This window comes from Neobacillus sp. B24 (assembly GCF_055381825.1).
Genome location: NZ_AP035777.1, coordinates 629,391 through 646,281 on the forward strand (window position 1 = coordinate 629,391; position 16,891 = coordinate 646,281).

Genomic DNA, 16,891 nt, shown 5'->3' on the forward strand with positions numbered 1-16,891 from the left:
AAAATATTATGGAAATTTGGAGTTTAGGCTCAAGCATACTATAATGGTCTTTCACGCATTTGAGTGCAGTGTCAGCTGTATAAAATTTTATGAGGGGTGAAGTCATATGAAGAAAATATGGTTAAGTGTGATCTCATTATTACTTTTAGCCGGCTGTGGAGATGGAACGTACGATAAAGCGATGGAAGAGGGAAAGCTGGCTTTAGCGGCGGGTGAATTTGATAAAGCAGAAGGGTTATTCCAATTAGCCCTGGAGGAAGAACCAAAAGACGAAGAGGCAAACCAATACCTTGATTACATAACTGGCTTGGATAAGGTAGAGGATGCCGTAAATAAAGAGGAATGGGATCAGGCTTTGACAAAGGCAGATAGCATGCTGAAGGAGAAAGACCTGCCGAGCAGTATAAAAAAGGCATTAGAAAAACACAAGCAGAGTGCAGAAAGTGCCAAGACTGCGTCTGAGGAAATGGAAAAACAAAAAGCAGCCGAGGACGCTGAGAAAGAAAAAGCGGAAAAGGGACAGAACCCGGTAAACTGGGAGACCTATCATAATGAAAGATTTGGGTTTACCATCAACTATCCGAAGGAGTGGAAACCAGCAGGAGAGTCAACCAATGGAGATGGACGGGCATTGGTATCAGGGAATGAATCAGAAGTTCTTGTCTATGCAAGCAACTACACGCCTGAAAACCATCCCGATTTGACTGGTTATGTAAGAATAAAGACAGCTGCAGGTGATGAGGCATATGTATATGACCAGGATTACAGCTTTGAAGGGGTTATTATTCGGGATGGTATCGAGTTCCATCTTAGCGCAACCATGAGTCCAAGCTTTAAGGATAAATATCATGACCTAATTCAACAAATGTTTTTAGATGTAAAATTTGAATAACTACTAAGTGAGGGCAGGTTTCCATAGATCTGTCCTTTTCTTATGATTTATTATGGATGGGAAAGGGAAAAGGAGGAGATTTTTATGATACATATCGGCATTATCGGCTTAGGGGCAATTGGCCAGCGTTTAATCAAGCAATTTTCAGAACATCCAGAGGTTGAGATTGTCGCGGTTTGTGATAGGCAGGAGACATTGGTGCATGAAACAGCGGACGCGCTTGGCGGGATTGCCCGTTACAACGACTATAAACAGTTAATTGAGCACGAGCAGGTTGACCTTGTCTACGTGGCGGTGCCGCCGAAATATCACCATGGAATCGTGATGGACGTTTTAAAAGCGAAGAAGCACGTCTTATGTGAGAAACCGTTGGCAAACTCATTGGAAGAAGCAAGAGAAATGGCTGAAGCTGCAGGAAAAGCAGGCGTGGTCCATGCGATGAATTTCCCGCTTAATTATGGAGCAGCGGCCGTTCAATTTTCCGAAATGGTAGGGGAAAATTATGTTGGCAAGCTGCGCCGTTTGCAGCTGACGATGCATTTTCCGAAATGGCCGCGGTCTTGGCAGGAGAATGAATGGGTAGGTGGTCGAGAACAAGGCGGATTTGTATTGGAAGTCGGGGTTCATTTTATCCAGCAAACATTAAAGATTTTTGGAGACATCCAGAATATCAAATCTCGTTTGGAATTGCCGGAAAACCCTGAAAAATGCGAGACAGGCATTATCGCAACAGCGGAGCTTGAGGATGGTACTCCTGTTTTACTCGAGGGATTAAGCGAGATTGCCGGGAATGAGTATATCGGATTTACCGTATACGGCTCTGAAGGAACGCTGTCACTAGAGAACTGGGGGCAGCTAAGAGGCGGAAAACTCGGCGAAGAGCTAAAAGACATTACTTGTGAAGATGCCATGCCAAACAGATTGATTGACCAACTGGTAAAAGCAGTCAACGGTCACGAAGCAGAGCTATATGATTTTGAAGTCGGCTACAAAGCACAAGCAGTGCTGGAACAACTGCGAACAATTTAGTGAGGGAGGGAGCCAGGGGGACGGTTCTCGTGGGGACGTCTTCTAACGAAGAAGCCGCCATGGGAACCAGTAGAACCGTCCCTCTGGCCCCGTTATTTTACTACTTTAATATAGAAATAGATGTCCTGCCCAACCTTTTTTGGTTCTGTCAGCAGTTGGTAACCGTGTTTGACGGCTTCCTCTGGGACACTGCGAAATGATTGCGGGCAGTCGGCGATGACCTGCAGGACTTCCCCGATTTTCATGGTTTCTAGCGCATCCAGCGCGTAGATAACGGGGTATGGTCAAGGCTCACCGCGAATGTCCAGCGTGTAGTTAACATCAATCACTTGGGACATAAATTAAGCCTCCTTTGTCACATGGGAAGTACGCTGTTTACTTTCCAGTTTGATTCCCTTCCCGTAACGGAATCGCTTTTCCCACCAGTTCGATAAGAAGAACCAAGCAGCCAGCATGGCCATCGTTCCTAACAGAGCACCTGTTGGTCCCCATTGTTGGATTAAGTTCACCTTCGGCCAGTTTTCCGCAAGGGCAGAATAAATGCCAAGATGATCCCAGCCATATGCCAAGAACGTTGCGCCGACGATATTGCCGGCACCGACGACCCAGAATAGCAATTGTCCTTCCATAGCCCGGTACATCATCCCGGTTTCACAGCCGCCGGCTAGTACAATGCCAAACCCAAATAACAGACCGCCAATCACAGTACTTGGAGCAGCAATTTTGATAAGAGCGACCGAGCCGGTTTGAATATAAATAAAAGTAATCACGACACTAATCATCATCCCGACGGCAATGGCTTTTGACATCACCGCGCGGCCGCTGATCCATAAATCACGGAAAGCGGAGGTAAAACAAATTTGCCCGCGTTCAATTAAAATCCCGAAGAACGCCCCCGCTATACAAGCAACCGCCAGGAGAGTTTTGCCGGTAGCGAAAAAGTAAAGAATAAGTCCGAGATAAACAATGGCAAAAACTAAACCCAAAATTGGTTGAATGTTCCTCTTTTGGACATGCTCGGTCACTACCGGATTCAACGAGCCTTTCGTTAAGGCAGGTTTCCCTCGCCACCATTTTGTGTTTACGACCTTCACTCCAAAAAAAGTTCCAATCGCCGTAGCAGCCATAAAGATCCAGGAATGAAACGAGAACTGTGGAACTCCAGTGAAAAAGGCGGCTAAGTTACAGCCCAGCGCAAGACGCGCACCGAATCCGGCAATAATCCCGCCGATAAATCCCTGTACCAAACGACGTTTCTGTTTGGGAACGCGAATTTTGAAACTGTTGCTTAGTAAAATAGTAATCAGAGCCCCAACCAGCATCCCAATGACAATCCAACCGTCGGTCCGGCTGACAGGGCTGCCTTCGAGACCTACAAGTTGAAAGTAAGCCCAATCTGAAACATCGACTCCGAACCAGCCCAACATGTGCCCGCCCAATCTCGTGAATTCACCAGTTACGGCCCAAACCGTACCGGTAATGCCAAAGTACAGGGCACTTACGAGGCCGGCAATACCAATTGCGACATAGGGATTCCAATAGTCTTTGAAGATTTTTTGGTAAAGCTTCATGAAGTAATAACCCCCTTTTCATTTGTTAATAATGGTAAACTGAAGCGTAAAACATAATAAAAATGCCCGGAATACTCCAAGGCACTTTATGGTATTATTCATAATAATTTTTGCACCAGTTGGTTAATTTTTCAATTCATATAATCGATAATTTAGATTTGCATCGATTCAAAAAGTAGATACGATACATGAGGAAGCATATGACAACAACGAAAACTTATATCAAAGAGTGGCAGCAGGCGCTGCAACAAGAGATACAGCATTTAAAAAAGTTTGGCGGAAGCTGTTATATCGTAACAAATGGAAGGCTGTTATCAAATGATGGGCCGTACAGCTATTATTTTGATACGGCCATTCCGTTACGCATCCCCGTCGGTTCGGCGATCAAAGTAGAATGGGGCAAAATGAAAAGCAGCGGAAAAGTGCTTTCCTCCGAAGGCAGGGGAATCATTTTAGCGTTGGAACAGAGCTTTGGTGACCTGATTCCCGACGCCTATTTGATTCATGATCCGTGGGAATTGCTGGAACAATTAATACAGCGTTTGGATGAAATTAAAAAAAGTAAGCCAAAGCGGTTGAGAGTGAAGCACTTAATGAATCCTCCCCTGGAAACGAAGCACCCAATTGATAAAATTAAGAGCAACGTCCATGAACTGGTATTGCGCTCAAAATACAATCATGTCACATTCGTCTGGGGACCGCCGGGCACCGGAAAAACCTATACTCTGGCCAGAACTGCCGCCAATAAATATTTTCAGCACAAGAAAGTGTTGATTCTATCTCACAGCAATCAAGCAGTCGATGTCTTAATGAGTGAACTGACGGATTTTATAAAAAGAAAACAACGCTTCTCAGAAGGGGATGTACTTCGCTATGGCGGGAATATTGGGGATACGTTGGGCGCTCACTCCGAAATCACCACAAGTCTGTTGATTGAGAGGCAGGACCCGCTCCTTGCTAGTGACCGTGAGAGACTAGTAAATGAACGCCGCAGCTTGAAGCAAGATTTGGCCCATTCGTTCAGTAAACGGGATTCGGATCAGCTATTGGAGCTGGAGACCCAAATTGCCAGAGTGTTGGAGAAAGTCCGGAAGAAAGAAGTTCAATTGGTAAAAGAGGCGTACATCATTGGGACAACGCTGGCCAAGGCGGCTAGTGACAGCGCCATCTATGAGCAGGAATATGATGTGGTGATCCTCGATGAAGCCAGTATGGCCTATGTTCCGCAGGCTGCGTTTGCGGCTTCAATGGGAAAAAGGGTCATTATTTGCGGGGACTTTAAACAATTGCCGCCGATTGCTTCCAGCCGGGATCCCCTTGTCGCTAAATGGATGAAAGAAGATGTGTTCCATCAGGCTGGAGTGGTGTCATCACTAAATGAAGGAAAGCTCCACCCGCAGCTATTTTTATTAAAAGAACAGCGGCGGATGCACCCGGATATATCCGCTTTTACCAATAAGTATATCTATCATTCGCTAGTGGGCGATCACGAAAGTGTCTATAAGAGCCGCAATAAAATCGTCAGCCAGGCTCCGTTTCAAGAGCGGCCCGCTGTGCTGCTTGATACAAGTTTCACGGGTCAGCATTGCTTGAGTGATAAGGCGACCAATTCAAGATTCAACCTGTGGCAGCTGCTGCTGTCGTTTCAATTGATTCATGAAGCCTATCTGGGTGGAGCGAACTCGATTGGGTATGTGGCACCTTATCGGGCCCAGGCGAATTTGATGGAACTGCTGCTTGAAGAAATCTATGGTGTTGAGCGCAGCGGGGCGGATATTATTGCGGCCACCGTCCATCGATTCCAAGGAAGCGAACGGGATGTGATGATTTTTGACACAGTCGATAGTGCCCCGCAGGCACGCGCCGGGATGCTGTTAACCGGCAAGGACAGTGAGCGCCTGATTAATGTCGCAATAACTAGAACAAAAGGAAAATTCCTTCACGTCAGTGACCGAAATTTTATCCAAAACCATGTCTATCAAGGAAAAACACTGCGGCAGCTGGTTGACTATCAGGTTAGGAAAAACCAGATGGTCACACATAAGGAGATTGGTTCCTGGGTTGTGAATCAGCATCCTAAATTGAAGTGGATTCATGCACTTAAATTGGAAGTGGTATTCCGGGACTTCGCTGCGGCAAAGTCCTCGATTACCATCTGTATGCCGGAAGGAACCAGGTTACCTGTAGTATGGGAGGAGCAGCTCAGAAAAGTAGGGAAGCAAGTGAAAGTATCGGTGATTTTTGGACAAGAGTCAAGCAGATCCAATGCCGAGCACGAGGAGAGTTTACCGTTTCCGTTTGTAATGCTAGATGAGAAGGTGCTTTGGCTGGGACTACCGCTAGAAGGAGCCAGAGGAATTTTGCCGCCTTATGTAGCCGCCAGGCTGAATTCCGGAAGAGTGTGTGAGTATCTGTTGAAACAAATTTAATTTGTGCTGTTGGTTGTTGGTACCAGACCCCCAATGCGTTAATTCGTTAACGTGCTGGGGGTGAAGAATGGTTATCGCGGATAAATTGGGATTTTCGCGGATATCTCCATTTTTTCGCGGATAGAATCAAATTAACGCAGATATATTTTATTTTTCGCGGATAAATGATGGAAAACCGCGGATATAATTTTTTTGAGGATAATCTTTGGATAGAAAACGAAATTTTTTACCTTACATTACACCAATAAGCCTTATTGGAGCAATAAGGCTCCTATATTTATCATTGAACTGCGCCAATACAGCTTATTGGAGTAGTAATCCACGATTTTTCTATCTTTCACTACGCCAATAGCGTCTATTGGAGCAGTAACACGCCCAATTTCACCTTCTGACTACACCAACAAGCATGATCAAAGCAGCCAACCGTTCATTTTTTTTCTAAAAACATGACATTTATCATGCCCAGGACATGACACCTGCTACTAACACGGATTAAATTCTTCCTCTATAATTTGGGTAACGACGAAAAAGGAAGGGAATCACAATATGACATTACAAGACCAAACTAAAAATCTTAAAAAACAAGTCGCTCCCTTTGAGAAAGCAACGACAAAGGAAAGTGTATGGCAGATTATCAACACTGTCGTACCGTTTATTCTCTTATGGATCATTTCCTTTCTAAGCTTATCTGTCTCCTATTGGTTAACTTTAGTTCCGTCCATTATCGCAGCAGGCTTTTTGGTTAGGATCTTCATTATTTTTCATGATTGTACCCATTATTCCTTTTTTAAAAGCCGCCGTGCCAATCGCATCGTCGGAACAATTACGGGTGTTTTAACATTATTTCCGTTTGAACAATGGGGACATGACCATGCCATCCATCACGCAACTAGCGGGAACTTGGATAAGCGGGGGACAGGAGATATTTGGACCCTTACTGTGGATGAATATTTAGCTGCACCGCTAAAACTGCGTTTAGCGTATCGTTTTTACCGTAATCCTTTCGTTATGTTTGGATTAGGGCCGATTTATCAATTCTTAATAAAAAACCGATTTAACCACAAAGGTGCCAAACAAAAAGAACGAAACAATCTTTATTTAACCAATCTCCTAATCGTTGCCTTATTTAGTCTTCTTATCTGGGCAGTCGGCTGGCAGGCGTTTCTAGCTATTCAGGGTACGATTTTCATGATATCAGGGGCTGCAGGCATTTGGTTGTTTTACGTCCAGCACACGTTTGAAGATTCTTATTTTGAAGAAGACAAACATTGGGAATATGTTAAAGCAGCAGTGGAAGGAAGTTCCTTCTACAAGCTTCCAAAAATTTTGCAATGGCTCACTGGAAATATCGGGTTTCATCATGTGCACCACCTAAGTCCAAGGGTGCCAAACTATAAGCTTGAAGAAGCACATGATAATACCCTTCCTTTAAAAAGTGTTCCAACTGTTACACTTGCAACCAGCTTAAAGTCACTTCGGTTCCGCCTATGGGACGAAAAGAAAAAGAATTTCGTGACTTTCAAGGAAATGAAGCGGCAAACAAAAAAGAGTGTTTCCATTCAAGTAAAACCTGAACTATAATCACACCTATGGCTGAGGATGTCTCATAACAAAGGGTCAGCACCGTCAGACCAATTTGAGACATCCTTTCTGCATAACAGCGGCTGACGGATAAGGAGAGAACATAATTGATTCGGATTGTCATTGCTGAGGGGCAGGAAATATTATTGGGAGTAATTGGTTCTCTGCTTAACTTGGAGGGTGATATGGAAGTGGTTGGGCAAGCCGGCAATGGGGAAGACCTTATTAAACTAGTTCACCAAGTGCAGCCGGATGTTTGCATTATGGATATAGAGATGCCTATAAAGAGCGGACTTGAGGCTGCGGAAGAGTTAAAGCGGTTTGGCTACAAGGTCATTCTGTTAACAACCTTTGCCAGGACTGGTAATGTGGAGCGGGCTTTAGATGCGGATGTTCGTGGATATTTAATAAAAGACGCCCCAAGTGAAGAGTTGGCCTGCGCGGTCCGTAGAGTTTTTGAGGGGGAGCAAATTTATTCTTCTGAACTTACGGATGAGGCTTCCAGTCATTCCAAAGAAGAGCTGTCAGAACCACTGGCCGTAGAACAAGAAAACAACACCACCAGCATGGTTAGACATTATATATCAACCATCATTAAAAAAATGAAGCAGCAAGCCGGTTAAGGTATTGACGCCGCTGATCTTCTTATAAAAATTTTTAGAGGCCCGATTAGCATCTATTCGCTATTCGGGCCTTATTGCGCAATTAACGCACCTGATAACCTCAAGGTGCGTTTTGTTTTTTCTTAAATATTGTTGGATAAGCTTGTTTAGGATATAAAATTGGAGATCAGTCCTCCGTCGATTTACACAAACTCCAATGCAAGTGATAAATAGTAACATTTGAAAGTGTAATGTTGTGAGCATATAGTTAGATTGATTATCCCAAAATAATATAATGAAATGTGGAAGGAGTTGTTAAAATTGGCACAATCATTAAAAGGAAAAGTAGCTTTCATCACTGGTGCCGGAAAAGGCATTGGCAAGGCCGCAGCCTTAGCATTAGCAAATGAAGGGGTGAACGTTGGTTTACTGGCTAGAACAGAGGCTGATTTAAAGAGTGTCGCAAGTGAAGTAGAAGGTTTGGGAGTTAAAGCAGCATATGCGGCAGTGGACATTGCTTCTCAAGAAGACGTAGAGAGTGCTGTGAAAAAATTGACAGAATCGCTGGGAACAGCCGACATACTAATCAACAATGCCGGCATTGGCGGATTTGCCACACTTTTGGACATGGACCCGAAAGAATGGAAGCAAATTATTGATGTTAACCTAATGGGAACCTATTATGTCACGCGTGCGGTGCTTCCGCAATTAATCGAGAAAAATCGTGGCGACATTATTAATATTTCATCAACAAATGGACTTAACGGAGCCGCAACGTCCAGTGCATACAGTGCATCCAAATTTGGCGTCATTGGTTTAACAGAATCATTGGCACAGGAAGTTAGAAGAAACAATATCCGCGTCACCGCCTTAACTCCAAGTACCGTGGCGACTGAACTAGCGATTAAAACAAACTTAATTGCGGAAAATAATGATGAAAAGTATATGCAGCCAGAGGACATTGCTGAATTTATTGTTGCTCAATTAAAATTGCATCCACGTATTTATGTGAAAACAGCAGGCATGCTGGCGACGAATCCATTCTAATCTTTTGCTGCAAGCTAAAAAAGGGGCTCTCTCATTTGAAAAAATGGAGGCCCCTTTACAAATTCAACATGAATGTTACCCATTTTCAACCCTATTTAATTCATTACCATTATACAAGTCCAATTGCTGTTGCAGCTCCGTGATGTAGTGCATCATGGCGATTCTGACTATTGATGGATAGTATCGGCTGTTAAGCTCGTGTTCACACTCTTCTAAATCCATTTTCTTCACTGCAATCATCTTAGTTAATTCTTCCGCACTCATAGTTTTCTCTCCCTACCTATCTATCTTTTTAATTACAGGATGGTCACATTTTTCATAGTGTATACAGTAATGTAAAACATTTCTTGGTAACGGTAGAAGACTAGTGTATCAGAGAAAAAGATTAATTTTTCGATTGTTCATTGATAAACCAGGGGTTATTACTAGTACTAAAGTGGAATATCAAGTAGAAAAGGATAACAATATTATTTATTAAAGGTGATCCATTAGAACATGCTATTGGGTTTTCTGCATGATTTTGTATAAAATAAGAAGAGAAAATAAACTAGAAAAGGTGAGATTATGACTCAGTTATCTGATTATGTATCACAGCATCATCAGCAAAATGTCGAGGAATTAAAAGAATTGCTGCGGATCCCAAGCGTCAGCTCCATATCACATCATAAAGACGACATTCAAAAAGCAGCTAATTGGATTGCCCATAAATTAGAGGGCATTGGTCTGGAGCATGTGGAAATCGTCCAGACAAAAGGCCATCCGATTATTTATGGTGACTGGCTTCATCAGGAAAATGCCCCGACTGTATTGGTATACGGGCATTATGACGTCCAGCCTGTTGACCCTGTTCATTTATGGGAAACCCCTCCGTTCGAACCAACGATCCGTGATGAAAAAATCTACGCCAGAGGGGCAACAGATGACAAAGGGCAGACATTCTTACATATTAAAGCAGTAGAAACCTTGCTGGCGTTAAATGAAAAATTGCCGGTAAACGTAAAGTTTTGTATTGAAGGGGAAGAAGAAATCGGAAGCCCGAACCTTCCAGGCTATTTAGAAGAAAATAAAGAAAAACTGGCTTGTGATGTAGTCGTGATTTCAGATTCTGATATGTGGGACAGAGGCGTTCCAGCCATCACTTATTCTCTAAGAGGCCTGTGTGCGCTTGAATTTACCCTTAAAACAGCAAATTCTGATTTGCATTCGGGCATGTTCGGCGGGGGAGTCCAGAACGCCAACCACTTATTAGTGCAGCTGCTGTCTACTCTTCATGATGAAAACGGCAAAGTAAATATCGATCATTTTTATGATGACGTTGAGCTGCTGACTGAATTTGAAAAGGAACAAATCAAAGCGTTGGGCTTTGATGAAGAAAAGCTGAAAAAACAGCTAGGATTAACTGAGTTAACGGGAGGGGAAAACAACTTCCCATATCCGGAGAAAATCAGTTCCCGGCCTACCCTGGAGATTAACGGCTTATGGGGCGGATTCCAGGGCGAAGGGACCAAAACGGTGATTCCGAATGAGGCACATGCGAAAATCACCTGCCGACTCGTCCACAATCAAGACCCTAAAAAGATACAAGCATTAATCAAGAAGCATCTAGAAGAGCATGCACCAAAAGGATGCACCTTAGAAGTGACGCTTCAAGATACGGGCAATCCCTTCTTAACACCGATTGACAGCCCGATGATTCAAAAAGCGGCTGAAGCCTATGAAGATGTGTACGGCCGGTCACCTGTTTACAAACGTGAAGGCGGCTCGATCCCGATTGTATCGGATTTTAACCATTCACTGAATGCTCCAGTTGTATTAATGGGCTTCGGTTTGCCGGATGAAAATCTTCATGCACCAAACGAACATTTTAACTTGGAGAATTTTGATAAAGGCATTCTCACGATTTGTTCGTTTTTGGAACGGCTTTAATCGTCAAAAAAAGAGGGAGCAATCCCTCTTTTTTACATTATTGTTTTAGGACCACGGGGACGGTTCTAGTGGTCCCAATTCTTTGAACAAAAGGAGCCAGTAGAACCGTCCCCGTGGTGCTCGTGGTGCTCCGGTTTAATCCAGATATTTTTAAAATCGACCTGTCCGTGGGCATTTAACATTACACCTCTAATCGATGGGTCGAAGGTGGATTCAATGTTTTTATGGACAAGGAAGACGATGGACTGCTCTGAAATGAGGTGTGCTTCGATTTCTTCCAAAAGCGGCGATCGGTCGCTTTGCTTCGGCTCGGAGAGAATCGCTTCAATCTTGCTGTCAATAAAATCCGCTGTATCCGGGCTGAGGTGCTGCCGCAAAAAACTATAATCAGATTGGTAGAGTTCGAGTTTCGACAATTCCTGTTCTCCCCACACAGCTTCAAACAAAATGCAGTCTGCCTGATGGATGTTTTCCTGTTCCAGGATTTCACTCCAGCCGAGAATCGTTACATCGATCGAGATGCCATAGCGGGCGGCTTCAGTCTGAAGCCATTGTGCATCAGGTTGATGGCGGTCGTAGGTGAAAAGGTGAAGAGTTTCCCCTCGGTAGCCTGATGTCTGCAACAGGAACTGGATTTCCTCTTCCTCCACAGTTTTGGAAGTCGCGAGCAGCGATTGACTCAGTTCAAAACTAAACGAAGGAGTCATCCTTGGCGCTCCAAGATCGCCAATCAACTTCTTTCGGTCAATTAGTTGATGGACAGCTTGTCTAAAATAAACGCTCTGCTGCGGACCGGTCTTTTTTCGTAAATTAAACGTAAAAAGAGTGCTTCCTTCGTACATTCCTTCGATATGTTCATCAGAAGGGCTGCCAAAGTAATTACCTTCGCCCGTGTTGACAAAAATGCTGCTCTTATCCCCCAACAATTCTTTCTCGTACTCCTTTGGTACATTCAAGATCTCAAACATATCGACGAAAGGCCTTCCTTCATAGTAATGGGGATTGGCTTCGAGAACGCAGTAATTTTGATTATAAGTATGAACCATAAACGGACCAGTACCAATAAAGCCCGAATTTCCTGACGGAATAATCGAGAGCGCTGGAAAACTTAGGAAGGCCAAGAACAGAGCATTTGGTTTTTGCAAATGGAAGCGTACAGTGTACGGGTCCAAGCATTGAATGAAATGAATATCCCGAACAAGCCAAGCTTGTTTGAACTCCGGCTGAAACAGCAAGGAAAACGTGTAATCGATGTCGGCGGAGGTCAACTCCTTGCCGTTGTGAAACTGAATTCCTTTTTTTAAATAGAACGTCCACACTGTTTGAGCCTCGTTACATTCCCAATGATGGGCAAGCTTTGCCACCGCTGATTCATTAGCATAATCATATCCAACTATCGTGTCATATACCTGACTAATGAGATGGACATCAAAGTCGAAAAAAGCCTGTGACGGAATCATAGAATTGAAGGTGCGGAACATCGGGAGACGGATAATATCCTTCACTTCCTGTTTTTCGTAACCAAAGTATTGAGATAGCCAATACAAAAGCTGGTTCTTTAATGCAGGAGTGCCGAAAGTGGCAGCAAGCTCCAATCCCTCCGTAATTTGTCCAGCTTTGAACAGAACAACACCCTCATCAAAAACAGCATCATCAACACTTTTTAAAAAAGTAAGCTGGGATTTATTTCCGCGCCCGCGCCCGGGAGAGAACGACACCCAGCCTGATTCCTCTAGCTTGTTTAACACAAACTTTACATTCCGCTGGGAACAAAACAGAATGTTCGCAAGCTCGTCCATACTGGTGAGAAAGGGTGCTTGGTCGGGATATTGCTGATAGTAATCCCGAATGGCTTTGAAGTCCTCTATTAACCGATTCATTTTTTCCAACTCCTAAAACTCGAAATAAATCCCCAGCATTTCTTCGATTTTTACAATTGGTAACTCCACTTACAATAATAGCAAAGAACGAAAAAGGGGATGTAAGTGTGTCGATATCGACTGTTGAGGTGAAGCAAAAAACAGTGAGTATATGGAGGAATCAATCGTTCCTCATTCTGTTAAGTTCCACGTTTCTCTTGAGCATTGCCAACCGGATTTATGAATTGCTGCTTCCTTTGATTTTGTTGGAGCTGACAAATTCTTCGGTTGCGGTCACCACGATGCGGACCGCGGAACTTTTGCCCAATCTACTGTTTGGAATTTTCATTGGCGTGTTCGTTGACCGCCTGAATAAAAAGAAACTGGCGCTTTGGTCAATTGGCCTGCAAGCCGGGCTGCTGCTGTGTTTGGCCTGGATGTTGAAAATGGAAAGTGGCTGGCTTGTACCCTATTACGCCATTGGATTCTTGCTGATGACCTGCAATTATGGCTATTTCAATGCACAAGTTGGGCTGGTAAAAATGAACATTCCAACACATTACCTCAACTCGGCGAATGCCAAGTTTTCATTCATTGAAACATTTGTGAGTGTCATGGGACCCGTTATTTCTGGGATGATTCTCCTGCTGCCGGTTTTCTATGAAGGGGTGATGATTACCGCTTTCGCTTATGGTCTTTGCTTCATCATTCTGTCCCGTTTATCACATCAACCGGAGCCTTCACGTCAGGTTGGCTCCAGTTTCCTGGTCGCTTTCCTTGAGGGGTGGAAGGCCTTCCGGGATAACAAAGCGCTCTGGATGATGACGATGTTTATTATGGTGCTGAATTCAACGATGGTCGTCGTCCAGACAACGGTGGTTATTTTTGCAAAAAAAGACCTTGGTCTCGCTTCTTCAGAAGTGGCGCTGGTGATGGGTGCTGCCGGGATTGGCGGTATGGCCGGCAGTTTGTTGTCCAGCAAATTGCGGAAGTCATGGGGTCTCGGTGTATTGTTCGGTTGGTCCGCGGTTTTCCATGCAGCAGCTTATTTGTTGATGTGTGTTTCAAATAATTACCATATACTTATTATAGCACTGTTTATCAGCGGCATGGCCACATCCTTTTATTCCGTCTGTGCCTATACATTCCGTCTGGAACAAACGCCACCTGAGCTGATTGGCCGAATCAGCGGCATTACCGGAACATTATTCCGAGTGGGGATGCCAATTACAATGTATGCGTCGGGATGGGTGATGGCTGAATGGGGCGCTGAACCAATTTTTCTCGTGGCTTGCATCGTGAATCTCATTGTGTTTGTCATATATCGTATCACTTTGTTGTGGAAATTGAAGTAGGGGGAAGAATGTATGGATTTACTAATGCTGATTTGGCTGTTTCCGGTCGTGTTAATTTTTCACGATTTTGAAGAAATCATGATGATGGAAAAATGGGTAAAACGAAACAGCTCGACGATTACTGATAAATTACCGCCTCGCAATAGCAAGGAGGGTGATAAGGCAATTCTCCTTGTCGACAGCGCAATTTGCTGTTGCTGTACTGCTTGCCCGTTGGATTGAAAAAAATGGCTTAAACTGGTAGTGTCAAAAGTTCTATGAAAACTCCTTAAGGGGTTAGGCTCCTTTCCACATATTGGGTGCGTCGGCCCCGCAACCGCTCTTGACAAACACGCCAATGGTTTGAGATTCCTTTATCAAGGGCGACGGGGACAAAAAGAAGGCATGCCAAATAGCCCTTGGTATTTCCATTTTAAACCATTGGCAAGTTCGGTTTGTCAAGAGTTCGCTTCGCCGGTTGCTAGTGGGTTCAAGGGCTCTGCTAAACAAAAAGTTAGACTGTTTGTTCAATGATCCAATCTTGAGCTAAACCTATTAATTTAGTCCAGCGTGCAGGCATATTCGGTCGCAGTAAGAGCTCTGGATTAACCACTGGCACATTACCTTCTAACGCTGAGTGAGGCCGTAAAAAGTTAAAGTAAGCCACAAAAAGCGTCACAAACGAAACAGACCCATGTTCGGACCCAAACCCGTGTGTTGAGCGATAATTGCCCTTAAATGTGCGATTGAGTCTTTCAATCACTTGTTTGAGAGGCCTATACTCCTTTGATACAGGATCTTCATTGGTAAGCCCAATGACCTGAGTAATGTCAAAGTGAATATCATGCTGGGCGTAAAAGTGTTGGGCTAAGAGATATATCGGATTGCCGTCCACCACAAATGTAAGATCTTCCGGAATCTCTTTAAATTTCATTAGGACATCATCAATGGCACGGATTGCTGTCGCTGTATCTCGATTTGCTGACACTGGATAAGACAGAATGATCTTTTTTACCGCATCAAAGAAGAAGAACAAGTAATGCCAACGACCTTGAACCCTAATATAGGTTTCGTCCCCACAGAACTGATCAGAAAGCTCGTAGGGATAGTGGTCTACGTAAGGTTTAAGGATTAATGCAACTGCGTTCTCGTAATTTAAAATGCTTTGATGCGATATAGAAACACCATGGATATCTTTCATGAGTGCAGCTGTCTTCCGGGCCGAAAGGCCATAGTTAACGTGATAGGTTAAAATAAGCCCCAATGTATGTGGCGACACATAAAGCCTGGCCAAGTCAACCTTTGGTTTCTTAGGAGAAGCCTTTGACAATGGCTGAAAATCAATGTGGAACTGCCGGAAGATATATCTTAATTTAAAGGCTTGTGGATCCTTTTTAAACTGTTTCTTCTCTTTCGCAGACATGCCATTCAGTTTCTGCTGGTAGTAGGAACAGTCATTATTTTTACACTTGTACACGTCAAAGTCTTTTCGCTCTTTGACTATCTCAAGGGTCCTAGAACAATGAGGACACTTCAAAATAGCCTCCTTCGAATAGCGATTTTTATCATTGAAAAGACAGGCACACACCTTACATTGAAACTGTCCTTTGCCTCCATTATTGGCATAAAGATAATCCGCTGGAGCACCACACTGCGGACATTTCATTGACTTGGGCACACATGCCTTTGTATTCGAACGCCTTTGAACAGGTTTTAGTTGTTTACCGTTCTTCTCCAGGTATTCGGTTAGGAGGCTTCGGTAATCAAGTTTCTGAATGGTTTCGATAATCGGAAGATCATCCACCTGGAGTTTACGATAAGGTTTATTTACAGGTTTTTCCTCAGGCTTTTCAAACATCCCCTTCCCAATAAGAAGGGTAAGTAATGTTCGAATTATTTGTTCTTGGTACTTAATAAAAGTTAATAAATAGGTTATAATTTGAGGGTACAACTTGTCACTTCCTTAATCTAGGTTGTTGGGTGTGTGGTAACCTCAATTATCCTTAGATTTCAGGGGGTGGCAATTTTTTTGCTTATAAAGCCCTCTATCTAGGTATTTTATAGCCTATTTCTTATAAAAGTTTTTACAATACGCTTAAACTTGAGGGGGGTTCCATATGAATTATAACCAAGTTGAAAAACTGACAAGCAGTCAAACAAACGATTTAGTAGGGTTGTTTCAAAAGGAGTGGTGGACGGAAAGGCGCGAACGGAAGGATGTAGAGGCCATGCTAGAACACTCCGATATCATTGTAGGTTTTATAGCTTTGGAGACAGAAGAGTTGATTGCATTTGCCAGGGTCCTCACAGACTACGTCTATAAAGCTTTCATTTTCGATGTAATCGTCAGTGAACAATATCGCGGAAACATGCTGGGAAGAGAACTGATGGCGGCGGTCATCCATCATCCAAAGCTCCAAGAGATAAAGCACCTTGAACTCTATTGCCGTCCAGAAATGCTCCCCTTCTATCAAAAGTGGGGCTTCACCGAAAAGTTGGGGGCGTTGCATTTGATGCGGAGGGACCATGGGGACGGTTCTCGTGGTCCCCATCTCTAGAACAAAAGGAGCCAGTAGAACCGTCCCCATGGTTCCAGTGGTTCCAAAAAGTAAACCTGTGAG

Annotated in this window: 15 protein-coding genes; 10 read left to right on the top strand and 5 right to left on the bottom strand. The window is 43.8% G+C overall.

Annotated elements, in window-relative coordinates:
* Positions 1 to 106 precede the first annotated feature (106 nt).
* A complete protein-coding gene (locus tag ACZ43M_RS03020; RefSeq protein WP_464506008.1) occupies positions 107 to 892 on the top strand; it encodes a tetratricopeptide repeat protein in 786 nt (261 codons plus the stop codon).
* 84 nt (positions 893 to 976) lie between these two features.
* Positions 977 to 1,921, top strand: coding sequence for a Gfo/Idh/MocA family protein (locus ACZ43M_RS03025; RefSeq protein ID WP_464506009.1), 945 nt, complete (start codon positions 977 to 979; stop codon positions 1,919 to 1,921).
* Positions 1,922 to 2,013: 92 nt separating this feature from the next.
* On the opposite strand, the gene ACZ43M_RS03030 is transcribed toward ACZ43M_RS03025, so the two are convergent.
* Together ACZ43M_RS03030 and yedE are read right to left on the bottom strand one after the other, a co-directional pair.
* Complete coding sequence (locus ACZ43M_RS03030) at positions 2,014 to 2,193, bottom strand: sulfurtransferase TusA family protein (protein ID WP_464507931.1); 180 nt, start codon at positions 2,191 to 2,193, stop codon at positions 2,014 to 2,016.
* 69 nt (positions 2,194 to 2,262) lie between these two features.
* The gene (gene yedE / locus ACZ43M_RS03035; protein ID WP_464506010.1) at positions 2,263 to 3,492 is read right to left on the bottom strand and encodes a selenium metabolism membrane protein YedE/FdhT; all 1,230 of its coding nucleotides are present in this window, start codon (positions 3,490 to 3,492) and stop codon (positions 2,263 to 2,265) included.
* A 200-nt stretch (positions 3,493 to 3,692) separates the two neighbouring features.
* On the opposite strand from yedE, the gene ACZ43M_RS03040 reads away from it, so the two are divergent.
* The 4 genes from ACZ43M_RS03040 to ACZ43M_RS03055 all read left to right on the top strand — a co-directional run bounded on the left by ACZ43M_RS03040 (position 3,693) and on the right by ACZ43M_RS03055 (position 9,151).
* A complete protein-coding gene (locus ACZ43M_RS03040) occupies positions 3,693 to 5,921 on the top strand; it encodes a DEAD/DEAH box helicase (RefSeq protein WP_464506011.1) in 2,229 nt (742 codons plus the stop codon).
* 546 nt (positions 5,922 to 6,467) lie between these two features.
* Positions 6,468 to 7,502, top strand: coding sequence for a Delta(5) desaturase DesA (gene desA / locus ACZ43M_RS03045; protein WP_464506012.1), 1,035 nt, complete (start codon positions 6,468 to 6,470; stop codon positions 7,500 to 7,502).
* A gap of 107 nt (positions 7,503 to 7,609) precedes the next feature.
* The gene (locus ACZ43M_RS03050; RefSeq protein ID WP_464506013.1) at positions 7,610 to 8,125 is read left to right on the top strand and encodes a response regulator; all 516 of its coding nucleotides are present in this window, start codon (positions 7,610 to 7,612) and stop codon (positions 8,123 to 8,125) included.
* Between the two features lie 300 nt (positions 8,126 to 8,425).
* Positions 8,426 to 9,151 carry a 3-ketoacyl-ACP reductase gene (locus ACZ43M_RS03055; RefSeq protein ID WP_464506014.1) on the top strand — a complete coding sequence of 242 codons (726 nt, stop codon included), beginning with the start codon at positions 8,426 to 8,428 and terminating at the stop codon, positions 9,149 to 9,151.
* A gap of 75 nt (positions 9,152 to 9,226) precedes the next feature.
* Here the strand turns inward: ACZ43M_RS03055 and ACZ43M_RS03060 are convergent, their stop codons facing one another.
* On the bottom strand, positions 9,227 to 9,415 hold the full coding sequence (locus ACZ43M_RS03060) for a hypothetical protein (RefSeq protein ID WP_464506015.1): 189 nt from the start codon (positions 9,413 to 9,415) through the stop codon (positions 9,227 to 9,229).
* A gap of 300 nt (positions 9,416 to 9,715) precedes the next feature.
* On the opposite strand from ACZ43M_RS03060, the gene ACZ43M_RS03065 reads away from it, so the two are divergent.
* The gene (locus ACZ43M_RS03065) at positions 9,716 to 11,077 is read left to right on the top strand and encodes a dipeptidase (RefSeq protein WP_464506016.1); all 1,362 of its coding nucleotides are present in this window, start codon (positions 9,716 to 9,718) and stop codon (positions 11,075 to 11,077) included.
* 65 nt (positions 11,078 to 11,142) lie between these two features.
* On the opposite strand, the gene ACZ43M_RS03070 is transcribed toward ACZ43M_RS03065, so the two are convergent.
* Positions 11,143 to 12,957: an ABC transporter substrate-binding protein gene (locus ACZ43M_RS03070; protein ID WP_464506017.1), complete on the bottom strand. Its 1,815-nt coding sequence runs from the start codon at positions 12,955 to 12,957 to the stop codon at positions 11,143 to 11,145.
* Positions 12,958 to 13,064: 107 nt separating this feature from the next.
* On the opposite strand from ACZ43M_RS03070, the gene ACZ43M_RS03075 reads away from it, so the two are divergent.
* Complete coding sequence (locus tag ACZ43M_RS03075) at positions 13,065 to 14,291, top strand: MFS transporter (protein WP_464506018.1); 1,227 nt, start codon at positions 13,065 to 13,067, stop codon at positions 14,289 to 14,291.
* Between the two features lie 12 nt (positions 14,292 to 14,303).
* Positions 14,304 to 14,513, top strand: a complete 210-nt coding sequence (locus tag ACZ43M_RS03080; RefSeq protein WP_464506019.1) for an HXXEE domain-containing protein — start codon at positions 14,304 to 14,306, stop codon at positions 14,511 to 14,513.
* Positions 14,514 to 14,784: 271 nt separating this feature from the next.
* Here the strand turns inward: ACZ43M_RS03080 and ACZ43M_RS03085 are convergent, their stop codons facing one another.
* Positions 14,785 to 16,221 (bottom strand): IS6 family transposase, encoded by a 1,437-nt coding sequence (locus tag ACZ43M_RS03085; protein ID WP_464506020.1) that lies wholly within the window; start codon positions 16,219 to 16,221, stop codon positions 14,785 to 14,787.
* 166 nt (positions 16,222 to 16,387) lie between these two features.
* Here ACZ43M_RS03085 and ACZ43M_RS03090 point away from each other — a divergent pair, with 166 nt between their 5' ends.
* On the top strand, positions 16,388 to 16,828 hold the full coding sequence (locus tag ACZ43M_RS03090) for a GNAT family N-acetyltransferase (protein WP_464506021.1): 441 nt from the start codon (positions 16,388 to 16,390) through the stop codon (positions 16,826 to 16,828).
* Positions 16,829 to 16,891 lie beyond the last annotated feature (63 nt).

Bases quoted from the DNA above. Each gene is read 5' to 3' on its own strand.
- ACZ43M_RS03020 (WP_464506008.1), top strand. From the start codon at position 107: ATGAAGAAAATATGGTTAAGTGTGATCTCATTATTACTTTTAGCCGGC.
- ACZ43M_RS03025 (WP_464506009.1), top strand. From the start codon at position 977: ATGATACATATCGGCATTATCGGCTTAGGGGCAATTGGCCAGCGTTTA.
- yedE (WP_464506010.1), bottom strand. From the start codon at position 3,492: ATGAAGCTTTACCAAAAAATCTTCAAAGACTATTGGAATCCCTATGTC.
- ACZ43M_RS03040 (WP_464506011.1), top strand. From the start codon at position 3,693: ATGACAACAACGAAAACTTATATCAAAGAGTGGCAGCAGGCGCTGCAA.
- desA (WP_464506012.1), top strand. From the start codon at position 6,468: ATGACATTACAAGACCAAACTAAAAATCTTAAAAAACAAGTCGCTCCC.
- ACZ43M_RS03060 (WP_464506015.1), bottom strand. From the start codon at position 9,415: ATGAGTGCGGAAGAATTAACTAAGATGATTGCAGTGAAGAAAATGGAT.
- ACZ43M_RS03065 (WP_464506016.1), top strand. From the start codon at position 9,716: ATGACTCAGTTATCTGATTATGTATCACAGCATCATCAGCAAAATGTC.
- ACZ43M_RS03070 (WP_464506017.1), bottom strand. From the start codon at position 12,957: ATGAATCGGTTAATAGAGGACTTCAAAGCCATTCGGGATTACTATCAG.
- ACZ43M_RS03080 (WP_464506019.1), top strand. From the start codon at position 14,304: ATGGATTTACTAATGCTGATTTGGCTGTTTCCGGTCGTGTTAATTTTT.
- ACZ43M_RS03090 (WP_464506021.1), top strand. From the start codon at position 16,388: ATGAATTATAACCAAGTTGAAAAACTGACAAGCAGTCAAACAAACGAT.